Raw genomic sequence first — 11,548 nt, forward strand, 5'->3', positions numbered from 1 at the left:
AGGGCTGTGATGCGTGCGGGGTTCCCGCGGTATCACGACCCTGGGGTCGATCTCGCCCCTAGGGACGCGGACCTGGATCAGCTCAGGTGGTGCACGTCCTGCAGCCCGTAGACCGGGGTGGCCATGCCGGCGTGACGGGCCTTGAGCTGCAACGCCAGATACAGCGAGTAGTGCCTCGACTGGTGCAGATTGCCGCCGTGGAACCACAGATTGGGCTGCTGGGTGGGCTTCCACATGTTGCGTTGCTCGCCTTCCCACGGCCCCGGATCCTTGGGGGTGTCGCTGCCCAGGCCCCACACCTTGCCCACCTTGTCGGCAACGTCCTGGCCGATCAGGTCGGCGGCCCAGCCGTTCATCGAGCCGTACCCGGTGGCGTAGACGACGACGTCGGCGGGCAGTTCGGTGCCGTCGGTGAGTACCACCGAGTCCTCGGTCAGGTGCTCGACCTGGCCGTGGGCCAGCTTGATCCTGCCGTCGGCAACCATCTCGCATGCGCCGACGTCGATGTAGTAACCCGACCCGCGGCGCAGGTACTTCATGAACAGCCCGGAACCGTCGGCGCCCCAGTCCAGCTCGAATCCGGCTGCCTCGAGCCGGTCGTAGAAGTCCTTGTCGCGTTCGCGCATCTGGTCATACAGCGGGATCTGGAACTCGTGCATGATCCGGTACGGCAGCGACGCGAACGTCAGGTCCGCCTTCTCGGTGGTCATGCCGGACTCGACCGCCTGCTCCGAGTACAGCGCGCCGAGGCCGATCTCCATCAGGCTGTCGGAGCGGACGATGTGGGTCGAGGACCGCTGCACCATCGTCACGTCGACGCCGTTCTCGTAGAGCGCCTTGCAGATGTCGTGGGCGGAGTTGTTCGAGCCGATCACCACCGCCTTCTTGCCGACGTAGGCGTCGGGCCCGGGATGTGCGCTGGAGTGGTGCTGGTCGCCACGGAACAACTCCTGGCCCGGCAACGTCGGGACGTTCGGCTTGCCGGACATCCCGGTGGCCAGCACCAGCTGCGTGGGATACAGCGTGAGCCGCTCCCCGTCGCGGTCCACCTCGACCGTCCACCGCTGCTCGGCCTCGTCGTAGGTCGCCGACAGACACGTCGTCTTCGACCAGTACGGCACCTCCATCACCCGGGTGTAGAACTCCAGCCAGTCGCCGATCTTGTCCTTCGGCGCGAACACCGGCCAGTTCGCCGGGAACGGCATGTACGGCAGGTGGTCGTACCAGACCGGGTCGTGCAGGCACAGCGACTTGTACCGCTTTCGCCACTGGTCACCGGGGCGCTCGTGACGGTCGACGACGATGGCAGGCACGTCGAGCTGACGCAGCCGGGCACCGAGGGCGATACCACCCTGTCCGCCGCCGATCACCAACACGTACGGCTGGATGGCGCGGCCCAGCTCGGCGTCCTCGGCCTCGCGCTTCTCGGCCCACGACCGCGGATCCGGGTCGTCGCCGTGCACCGCACCCAGGACGCGCTTGGGGCCTTTGGGCTCCTCGTGGCCCTTGAGTTCCTGAAGCGCGGTCAACAGCGTCCAGGCTTTGTCCGTTCCGGCATCACTGCGGAGCCGCAGGTGGCCGACGCCCCGGCCGGCACCGGTCTCGAACTCGATGAACGCCGAGATGACGGCGTCCTCCCCGGAGCCGTCCTGCGTCGGTTCCTCCCGTGTGCGGAAGCCCGACGGGTCGGTGCCGACCAACCGCGCGCCGAGCATGTCGGCGATCTGGTCGCGGCCCTCCAGGGTCTTGAGGTTCCAGGTGAACGACACCAGGTCGCGCCAGAAGCTGTCGACGGCGAACATCGCGGTGACCCGCTCGATGTCGCGGACGGCCAGTGCGGCCTCGAAGTCGGCCAGCCAGGCGTCGACACGTTGTTGCGGGGTCAGATCGGGAGTCGTCCGGGATTCGAGAGTGGAAGTCATGTGAGCCAGGACACACCCCACTGGGCCCGGGTGACAAGAGTTGCGAAAGGTTGCAACTGGCCCTGCAACCCTCTGCAACTCTTTCGCGCTGTGGTCGCCGTCACATAGAACTGCCGGTATGAGAGCAGCTGTGTACTACGGACCGAACAAGGTCGAGATCGACGACGTCGCCGAACCGGGCGTCACGCCGGGCACCGTCAAGCTCAAGGTCGGGTTCAACGGGATCTGCGGCACCGACCTGCACGAGTACTACGCCGGCCCGATCTTCGTCCCGACCCAGCCGCACCCGCTGACCGGGCAGGAGCTGCCGCTGACCCTCGGCCACGAGTTCTCCGGCACCATCACCGCCGTCGGGGACGGCGTCAGCGGCTGGAACGAGGGCGACCGGGTCGCCGTCGAGCCGATCTACAAATGCGGTCACTGCGGCCCGTGCCGGGCCGGCAACTACAACGTCTGCCGGCAGATCGGCTTCCACGGTCTGATGTCCGACGGCGGCATGGCCGAATACACCGTCGTCCCGACGAGCATGCTGCACAAGCTGCCCGACAATGTGTCGCTGGAACTCGGCGCGCTGGTCGAGCCGATGTCGGTGGCCTATCACGCCGCGACGCTCGGTGAGGTACACCCTGGTGACACCGCGATGGTCTTCGGCGCCGGCCCGATCGGCATCGGCCTGTGGTTCGCACTGCGGGGCAAAGGACTCGAGAACGTGTTCGTCGTCGAACCCTCGGCCACCCGTCGGGCCGCCATCGAGGCGCTCGGCGCCACCACCCTGGACCCGGCGAGCGTCGATGTGCCTGCGTTCGTCGCCGACCACACCGCAGGCGTCGGGGCCGACGCGGTGTTCGACGCGGCCGGTGTGGCGCCGGCCGTCGCCACCGCGTTGGCCTGTGTGGGTTCACGCAAACCGATGGTCAGCGTTGCGATCTACGAAAAGCCCTTGGAGACACCGCTTCTGAACCTCGTGATGAACGAGTCCCGGATCCAGGGATCGCTGTGCTACACCGGCGCCGACTTCGAGGCGGTGATCGGATTGATGGCCGAGGGCGCCTACGACACCACCGGATGGGTGACCCGGATCCCGATCGACGACGTGATCGACGAGGGGTTCGAGGCGCTGCACGCCGGCAAGAAGATGAAGGTGCTGGTCGCCCCGACCGATTCAGCCGTAGTCGATCCGAACGGAGAACGGGCATGACGCTGAAGGGCAAGGTCGCGCTCGTCACCGGAGCCGGGCGCGGGATCGGTCGTGGGATAGCGCTGCGGCTGGCCCGCGACGGCGCCGACGTCGCTCTGCTCGACGTGCATCCGGACGGCATCGGGAGCGTCGCCGCTGAGATGGCCGAGATAGGCTGCAAGGCAACGACAGTCGTTGCCGATGTGAGTGATCGTGACCAGATCTTCGCGGCCGTCGACTTCGCCGCGTCCGCACTGGGCGGTCTGGACATCATGGTCAACAACGCTGGCATCGCACTGGTCGGCCCGATCGCCGACGTCACCGCCGAGGAAGCGGGCCGGGTGTGGGCGATCAACGTCAACGGGGTGCTGTGGGGCACCCAGGCCGCCGTCGCGAAGTTCAAGGAGCTGGGTAACCGGGACGCGGGAAAGATCAGCAAGATCATCAATGCCTCGTCGATCGCCGGTCACGACGGCTTCGCGATGCTGGGGGTGTACAGCGCCTCGAAGTTCGCGGTTCGGGCGCTCACCCAGGCCGCCGCAAAGGAGCACGCCGCCGACGGCATCACCGTCAACGCCTACTGCCCCGGGGTGGTCGGCACCGACATGTGGGTGGAGATCGACAAGCGCTTCGCCGAACTGACCGGTGCCGCCGAGGGGGAGACGTACGACAAGTTCGTCGGCGGCATCGCGTTGGGCCGCGCCGAGACCCCCGACGACGTCGCCGGCTTCGTGTCCTATCTGGCAGGCCCGGACGCCGATTACATGACCGGCCAGTCCGGCCTGATCGACGGCGGTCTGGTCTACCGCTGAGATGGGGAGCACACTGGGGTTCGATGCCCAGCAATATCGGCAGTTCGCCGGTGCCTGAACCGGCAGTGGCCGTCGGCGAGGACCCGCGCAGGTATGCGCGGTTGATGTCGGCTGTGTACGACGCGACGATGGCCGGCAACCGGGCCCCCGCCCGGCCCCGCGAGGTCATCGGCGACTCGTGGCGGCGGATGCTGGCCCGCGGGATCGATCCCGGTGTCGGGACCGACCCGGTGGTGGACACCGGCGCCCTGGAGATGTTGCGGCGCTCGTCGGGACTGATCGACGTGCTCGACGAGATCTCCCATGGTCTGGAGTCGCTGGTGGCAGAGGGGGCGAACATCCTCGTCGTCGCCGACGCACGCGGCCGGGTGCTGTGGCGCTCGGGTTCGCCGCAGGTGCTGGTCAACGCCGACCGACTCGGCTTCGTCGAGGGCGCGAACTGGGGTGAGGGCGCCGTCGGCACCAACGCGATCGGCACGGCGCTGGTGTCCCAGCGCGCCGTCCAGGTGTTCTCGGCCGAGCACTTCCTGCGCAGTCACCACCCGTGGACGTGCGCCGGGGCCCCGATCCGGGATCCGCGAACCGGACACGTCATCGGTGTCGTCGACGTCTCAGGCCCGGCGCCGACCGTGCACCCTACGACCATCGCGCTGGTGGATGCGGTGGCGCGGCTGGCCGAGTCGCAACTGCGCCAGGAGCACGACCACACCCTCAACCGGCTGCGGGCGTTCGCCGCCCCGATCCTCGCGCGGATGGGCAGCCCGGCCCTGGCCGTCGACACCGAAGGCTGGGTCGCGGCGGTCGACGCGATGCCGATGCACAACCGGATCCTGCTTCCCGACCAGCTGGCCCCCGGTCGGGTGTGGCTGGCGACGCTGGGGTGGTGCGCTGTTGAGCCCCTTCCCGGTGGCTGGCTGGTGCGGCCCGCGGCCGGGGACGACCAGGGGGAGGTGCAGCAGCCGACACGGGTGACGCTGGACCTCGGCAACCCGGACCGGCCGTCGCTGCGGATGGCGGGCGAATTCGGTTGCTGGGCCCATGATCTCTCGCTCCGACACGCGGAGATCCTTTTTGCCCTGACTCTTTCACCGCAGGGGCGGACGGCGCCGCAGCTCGCCGAGGATCTGTACGGCGACCGGTCACGGGTGGTCACGGTGCGTGCGGAGATGTCCCGGCTGCGCAAACAGTTCGCCGGACTGCTCGCCGCCCAGCCGTACCGCTTCGCCGGTTCGGTCGATCTGGACATCCGCTACCCCGACGATCGGCGCCTGCTGTTGCCGCCGTCGACGGCGCCAGCGATCCGGGCCGCCCGCACGGTCGGTGCGCCGGCAGAACCGCGAGAGCACAATGGTTGATGTGGACACACCGAACCGAGCCCTGGTCACCGAGGCGGCCGCCGAGCTGTTGCGAAGCCTGCAGCAGCGACACGGTGCGTTGATGTTCCACCAGTCGGGTGGCTGCTGCGACGGGTCGTCGCCGATGTGTTACCCCGACGGCGACTTCATCGTCGGTGACCGCGACATCCTGCTGGCGGTGCTCGACGTCGGCGACGGAGGTGTTCCGGTCTGGATCTCCGGTCCCCAGTTCGACGCGTGGAAGCACACCCAGCTGGTCATCGACGTGGTGCCAGGCCGCGGTGGCGGGTTCAGCCTGGAGGCTCCCGAGGGCATGCGTTTCCTGTCCCGGGGCCGGGCGTTCACCGAGGACGAGAACCGCGCGCTGAGCGTGGCGCCCCCGGTCACAGGCGCTGACTTCGAGCGTGGGGTGCGGCCTCCGTCGAACGGAACCCACATCGTGGCAGAGGGTGTCGACGCCTGCGCGATGCCTCTGAAGTAAGCGCGGGTCCGCGCACGAAATATCATTCCGGGCTGCGAAATTGGGCTGAGTAACGACCCGGAATGATATTTCGCGGAGCGGCGCGCCGACCGGGTTTTCGGGCAGCGCGGCGTTATCGTCGAAAGCGTGATTCCGCTGCCGCGTGCGTCGGTGTTGGCCGGCGTGATGATCGTCGGCGTCGCCGTCGGCATGATGGCAGCCCTCGCCGCAGCCATCGAGGTCACCGCGACCGTCCGACCGGACGTCGTGATCGCGCTCGTCGTCGGAGTCCCCGGCGTGATCGGCCTGCTCACGATCCTGATGTCGGGCCGACGGTGGGTCACCGCGGTGGGTGCCATGATCCTGGCCATCGGGCCGGGCTGGTTCGGCGCGCTGGCCGCGATCCAGGTGGCCTCCGGTGCCTGACAACGACCGGGACGCACTCCCCGGCGACCACACCGAGCCGTTCCGGCCCGAGTTCACCGGATCCTTCACCGCACAGGGACTCATCGACGCTCCCACCCCGGCCGAACCCGTGGAGATCACCTCGCATCCGGCGCAGCCCGCCGTCGTTCCCGGCGTCGCCCAGTACCTCAGCCGCTGGACGTTCGTGTTCGTTGTTGCCGGCGTCTGGCTCATCGCGGCGGCTGCCGGTCTCGGCCTGTACTACTGGTGGTTCCATTCACCGGACAAGACCCTGCCGGTGTTCGTGGTGCTGGTCTACCTGGTGGCGTGCATCGTCGGTAGCCTGCTCACCGCGATGATCCAGGGCAAGCCGGTGTTCTCGGCTGTGGCCATCGCGCTGATGGCGTCCCCGCTGGCGTCGACGTCGGCGGCGGCGGTTCTGTACGGCGGTTACGTGTTCGGGTGGATCAGCCGCTAGTTCGCGCTGTCTGGCAGTCGAACCACGTACGAGTGGTGGGGAACCCGGGGTCGCCTCCACAGTGTTCATATGTTCAGATAGACACATGGAGTTCCCCGCCCGCCCCCTCCGCTGCCTGCGCGCGGTCGCCGCCGGCGTCACGACGACCGCGCTGCTGGTGGGTTGCACCGCTCCCGCCGGGAACGCGGAGTCCGACCAGATCGTGTTGGGTGAGGGCTACGAGTTGGGTGGCTACAACCCGGTCTCCGGCTACGCCGAGACGGGGGTGTCACCGCTCTACGACGGGCTCTACCGGCCCAACGCGACCACAGACTCGGTGGTGCCCGACATGGTCCCGGCGCTGGCGCAGGATGAGCCACAGCCCGCGGGGCCGAACCGCTGGCGGGTGCCGTTGCGCGACGGCGTGGTGTTCTCCGATGGCAGTGCGCTGGATTCCGCGGACGTCGTCGCGACGTACACCGCGGTGCGGGATCCGGCTGTGGCATCGGAGATCTCGACCTCGATCGCGCCGATCGTCTCGGTGACCGCTGACGGCCCCGATGCCATCGTCGTCGAGTTGAACACCGGGGCGGACCCGAAACCCCTTCTGCTGCTGGGGATCCTGCCTTCCGAACTGATCGAGTCGGCACCCGCCGCCGACTGGGCCGTCAACACCGAGCCCGTCGGCACCGGTCCGTACCGGCTCGAGAGCCTGCGCCCCGACCAGGCGGTCATGGTCGCCCGCGACGACTACTGGGGCGAGCCGGTACAGGTCAGGCGACTGGTGTACACCTACGCGCCGGAGGACAACACCCGCGCCCAGAGCATGGTCTCCGGCACGGTCGACGGGGTGAACCTGCCTCCCCGGCTGATGGACTCCGTCGACAGCGACGACATCCGCACCGTGGCTGTGCGATCCGCGGACTGGCGCGCGATCGCGTTGCCTGCGGGCAATGCGTTCACCGCGGATCCGCAGGCGCGCCTCGCGATGAACCTCGCGGTGGACCGCGAAGCGTTGGTGCGCGATGTGCTGGTCGGATACGGACGCCAAGCCAGCACCCCGGTAGCGGCGGTCTACGCCGACGCCTACAACGCCGACGCACAGTTCGCGTTCGACGCCGGGCGGGCCGGCGACCTTCTCGACGAGGCGGGCTGGCTCCGGGGCGCCGACCAGGTTCGGGAGAAGGATGGTGTCCGCGCCTCGTTCGAGCTCCTGTACAACGCCCAGGACACCGTGCGGCGGGATCTGGCGGTGGCGTTCTCCGCCGCGATGGCACCCCTCGGGGTTGACGTGCGGCCCCGCGGCACCAGTTGGGACGAGATCGACACGCGGTTCGGGGACTCCGCCGTGGTGCTCGCCGGCGGCTCCACGCCCTACAGCATCGACTCGCAGGTCTACGACACCCTGCACACCCGGCAGCCGGACTCGTCGCCGTACTCCAACCCCGGCAACTTCACCGCTCCGGGCCTCGACGAATTGCTCGAGCAGGCCGGCCAGTTGGCATCCGGTCCGGAAAAAGACGACCTCTACCGCCAGATCCAGGCCACCTATGCCGCCGAGCCGTCGCACGTCTTCCTGGCGTTCCTGGATCACACCTACGCCTACCGCGACCGCGGCTGGAAGCAGAGCGCGCCGATCCTGGAACCGCACTCGCACGGGGTGTCCTGGGGTCCGTGGTGGGATCTCGGCGCATGGCGACGCTGACTGAACCGGGCGTCGCCGAGTCCACCGAGCAGGCCCCGGTGCGGCGCCCGGTTCCGCGTTGGCGGGCCGCAGGCCGACTGCTGGCCGTGCGGGCCGCGATCGCGGTACCGCTGACCGCGGCGATTTCGGCGGCGATGTTCTTCGTGGCGTCGCTGTCGCCGTTCGACCCGCTGGCTGCCTACCTGGGCGGCAGCTACCAGTTCGCCACCGAGTCTCAGCGCGAGGCGATGCGCGCGGCCTACGACACCGAGCAGCCCTGGTGGCAGGCGTGGTGGCACTGGGCCGGCGGTCTGGTGCAAGGCGATCTGGGGTTCTCCTCGACGCAGTCCCAACCGGTCACGACCGTGCTGGCCGAGCGGATGCCGTTCACGCTGATGCTCTCGGGTGCGGCACTGCTGACCGCGGCCGTGGTGGCGATTCTGCTGGGCTGCGTGGCGGGGATGCGGCGTGGCGGGGCGCTGGACCGGTGCTGCACGGTGTTCTCGGTGACCTTCGCCGCGGTACCGCCGTTTGTGGTGTCGCTCGCACTGGTGATGGTGGTAGCGGTCAGCCTGCGGTGGCTTCCGGCGTCCGGCGCGGTCGCCCCCGGCGCCGACTACACGGTGTCCGGGGTGTTGCGGCACGCGATCCTGCCGTGGATCGCGCTGACGGTCTCCCAGATTCCGTGGCTGCTGTTGACCACCCGCACCGCCGTCGCAGCGGCCTGCGATTCGGACGCGGTGCGCGGCGCACGGTCGCGCGGGGTGCACGGCTGGACGCTGCTGCGCGGTCACGTCGCACCGGTGTCGGTGCTGCCCACCCTGGCGTTGCTGGGCACCCGGCTACCGGAATTGATCGCCGGCGCCGCAATCGTCGAAACTGTCTTCGGCTGGCCCGGAATGGCAGCGGTTTTGGTGGATTCTGCTGCAGCGCTGGACTTTCCGTTGCTCGCCGCCTTGACCGTCGGGGCTGCGGTCGCGGTGTTGGCGGGCTCGGCGCTCTCGGATTCCGCCGCTGTGGCGATCGACCCCCGGATCAGGATGACCGCATGAGCGTCGAACCGGAGACCGCTCGGGTCATCGGATTCCACCGGCCGGCCCTGCCGTGGCTGGTGCTCGCGTTCATCGCCGCCGCGGCCATCGGGGTCCCGCTGCTGGCCGGTCAGCAGGTCGCCGACTTCTCCGCCGCGCTGCACCCGCCCGGCCCCGAACACCTTGCGGGCACTGACCATTCGGGGTACGACCTGCTGGTACGCACGGCCGAAGGCCTGCGGGTGTCGTTGCTGATCGCGGTGGTCTGTGCGGTGGCGACGGCGGTGCTGGGGGTGGCGATCGGCGTCGGCGCGGCGCTGGTCGGTGGCTGGGTCGACGCGGTGGTGATGCGGTTGGTCGACGGGTTCAACGCGCTGCCGCACCTGGTGGTGGGCATCGTGATCGCAGCGATGTGGCGTGGTGCACCGCTGGCGATCATCGCCTCGATCGCTCTGACCCACTGGCCGGCGGTCGCCCGGGTGGTGCGCGCGGAACTTCTCGCGGTGGCCGAAGCAGGCTGGGTGCACACCTCCCGACTCGCCGGTGCCTCGCGGTGGTTCGTCGCGCGCCGACATCTACTACCGGCGGTGACCGGCCAGGCGCTGATCGCGATGATCATGCTGTTGCCGCACGCCGTGTGGCATGAATCCACGTTGTCGTTCCTCGGCGTGGGGCTCTCACCCGACCAGGCCAGCCTCGGCACGCTACTCAGTCAGGCTCGTGGTGATGTGCTCACCGGCGCCTGGTGGACGTTGGTGTTCCCGGCCGCGGCCCTCATCGCGACCGCTCTGGCGTTCTCGGCGGCAGGCGCAGCGGTCAGGCGTCGTCATCAACCTCCGACGGGACGGGTGTGGTGAGCGTGGCCGCAGCCGAGATCGGTGACCTCTCGGTGCGGATCGCGGTACACCACGGGCGCAGGTCGGCCGCCGTCGATGTCCTCGACAGCGTCGTCCTGCACGTGCCGCCCGGGCAGGTCACCGCGTTGGTGGGTGAATCCGGTTGCGGGAAGTCGCTTGTCGCAGCTGCTCTTTCCGGTTTGATGCCGCCGGGGTCGCAGGTGCGGGGCCAGGTGCTGATCGGCGGCACCGAGATGCGCCACGACGATGAACCGGGCTGGCGCGCACTGCGCGGCCGCCATATCGGTCTGGTCCCCCAGTCGGCGGCGACATCGTTCACACCGGTGCGCACCGTCGGGTCACAACTGGCCGAGGTCTGTGCCCGGCTGGGCGCCGACCGGACACCGGAGCAGCTGTGCGCCGCGGTCGGGCTGCCCGCCGATGCGACGGCCCGCTATCCACACGAGCTGTCCGGAGGCATGGCGCAGCGGGTGGCGATCGCCGCTGCACTGGCGGGACGCCCCGGGCTGCTGCTGGCCGACGAACCGACCTCGGCGCTGGACCCGGACAACGCCGGCCTGGTCTGGCAACTGTTGGGCGACGCGGCTGCCGCCGGCGCCGGCGTCCTGGTGATCACCCATGACATGAGGTCGCTGCGGCAGGCCGGGGTGTGTGCCGACGTGGCACTGATGGCCGCAGGCACGGTACTGCAGCAGCTACCGCTGACCGAGGCCACCGCCAGCAGTGACCCATACACGCGGGCGATGCTGGGTGCGGTGCCGGTGTGACCGTCTACAGCCTGCAGGCCAGCGGGGTCACCGTCAGGTTCGGCGGGCGGACCGTACTGAACAGCGTCGACCTGACTGCCGCGGCCGGGACGATCACCGGGGTCACCGGCAGATCGGGCAGCGGGAAGTCCACCCTGCTGCGGGTGTTGGCCGGTCTGCACATCCCGGACGCCGGATCGGTCCGATACGGCGGCGCGGCGGTCGCGCCCAGAGCATCCATCGCGCTGCTCGCCCAGCATCCCCGGCTGGTGTGCAATCCCCGGTGGACGCTGCGCCAGGTGATCGCCGAACCTGCCCTCATCGGAGGACGAGAGTCGGAGGTCGACGCGGTCGTCGGCCGGGTCGGGCTCGACCCTGAACTGCTGGACCGCTACCCGGGTCAGGTCAGCGACGGCCAGCTACAGCGGGCTTGCCTGGGCCGGGTGCTGGCGCAGGACGCTGCGACCGTGCTGTGTGACGAGCCGACCGCGATGCTCGACCCGATCGCCACCGCGTCGGTGGTGACACTGCTGCGGGAGATCGCCGACCAGGGTGCCGTCGTCGTCCTGGTCAGTCATGACCCGGCACTCATCGAGGCGCTGACCGACAACGCGTTGGCCTTGCCGCGACCATTAGGGTAGG

At 69.3% G+C, this 11,548-nt stretch carries 12 protein-coding genes; 11 read left to right on the forward strand and 1 reads right to left on the reverse strand.

Going from position 1 to position 11,548, the window contains the following annotated elements; genetic code table 11:
- Nucleotides 1–77 precede the first annotated feature (77 nt).
- Nucleotides 78–1,922: a flavin-containing monooxygenase gene (locus tag G6N53_RS08215; protein WP_163888025.1), complete on the reverse strand. Its 1,845-nt coding sequence runs from the start codon at nt 1,920–1,922 to the stop codon at nt 78–80.
- Nucleotides 1,923–2,040: 118 nt separating this feature from the next.
- On the opposite strand from G6N53_RS08215, the gene G6N53_RS08220 reads away from it, so the two are divergent.
- The 11 genes from G6N53_RS08220 (at nt 2,041) to G6N53_RS08270 (ending at nt 11,547) form a co-directional block, all read left to right on the forward strand.
- Nucleotides 2,041–3,120: a 2,3-butanediol dehydrogenase gene (locus G6N53_RS08220; RefSeq protein ID WP_163888026.1), complete on the forward strand. Its 1,080-nt coding sequence runs from the start codon at nt 2,041–2,043 to the stop codon at nt 3,118–3,120.
- A complete protein-coding gene (locus G6N53_RS08225) occupies nt 3,117–3,911 on the forward strand; it encodes an acetoin reductase (RefSeq protein ID WP_163888027.1) in 795 nt (264 codons plus the stop codon). Before G6N53_RS08220 ends, G6N53_RS08225 begins: the two co-directional genes overlap by 4 nt.
- Nucleotides 3,912–3,934: 23 nt before the next feature.
- The gene (locus tag G6N53_RS08230) at nt 3,935–5,266 is read left to right on the forward strand and encodes a GAF domain-containing protein (RefSeq protein ID WP_163888028.1); all 1,332 of its coding nucleotides are present in this window, start codon (nt 3,935–3,937) and stop codon (nt 5,264–5,266) included.
- A gap of 1 nt (nt 5,267) precedes the next feature.
- A complete protein-coding gene (locus tag G6N53_RS08235) occupies nt 5,268–5,747 on the forward strand; it encodes a DUF779 domain-containing protein (protein WP_163888029.1) in 480 nt (159 codons plus the stop codon).
- A 126-nt stretch (nt 5,748–5,873) separates the two neighbouring features.
- Nucleotides 5,874–6,152 carry a putative holin gene (locus G6N53_RS08240; protein ID WP_205390329.1) on the forward strand — a complete coding sequence of 93 codons (279 nt, stop codon included), beginning with the start codon at nt 5,874–5,876 and terminating at the stop codon, nt 6,150–6,152.
- Entirely contained in the window at nt 6,145–6,609 is a 465-nt protein-coding gene (locus G6N53_RS08245) for a hypothetical protein (protein WP_163888030.1), read from the forward strand. The genes G6N53_RS08240 and G6N53_RS08245 overlap by 8 nt, the downstream gene beginning before the upstream one ends.
- Before the next feature lie 85 nt (nt 6,610–6,694).
- On the forward strand, nt 6,695–8,293 hold the full coding sequence (locus tag G6N53_RS08250) for an ABC transporter substrate-binding protein (RefSeq protein WP_163888031.1): 1,599 nt from the start codon (nt 6,695–6,697) through the stop codon (nt 8,291–8,293).
- Nucleotides 8,281–9,324: an ABC transporter permease gene (locus G6N53_RS08255; protein ID WP_163888032.1), complete on the forward strand. Its 1,044-nt coding sequence runs from the start codon at nt 8,281–8,283 to the stop codon at nt 9,322–9,324. Before G6N53_RS08250 ends, G6N53_RS08255 begins: the two co-directional genes overlap by 13 nt.
- Nucleotides 9,321–10,160, forward strand: coding sequence for an ABC transporter permease (locus G6N53_RS08260; RefSeq protein ID WP_163888033.1), 840 nt, complete (start codon nt 9,321–9,323; stop codon nt 10,158–10,160). The genes G6N53_RS08255 and G6N53_RS08260 overlap by 4 nt, the downstream gene beginning before the upstream one ends.
- Complete coding sequence (locus tag G6N53_RS08265; protein WP_163888034.1) at nt 10,154–10,927, forward strand: ATP-binding cassette domain-containing protein; 774 nt, start codon at nt 10,154–10,156, stop codon at nt 10,925–10,927. Before G6N53_RS08260 ends, G6N53_RS08265 begins: the two co-directional genes overlap by 7 nt.
- Nucleotides 10,924–11,547 (forward strand): ABC transporter ATP-binding protein, encoded by a 624-nt coding sequence (locus G6N53_RS08270; protein WP_163888035.1) that lies wholly within the window; start codon nt 10,924–10,926, stop codon nt 11,545–11,547. Before G6N53_RS08265 ends, G6N53_RS08270 begins: the two co-directional genes overlap by 4 nt.
- Nucleotide 11,548 lies beyond the last annotated feature (1 nt).

Source organism: Mycolicibacterium hippocampi (genome assembly GCF_010723735.1).
Taxonomy (GTDB): domain Bacteria; phylum Actinomycetota; class Actinomycetes; order Mycobacteriales; family Mycobacteriaceae; genus Mycobacterium; species Mycobacterium hippocampi.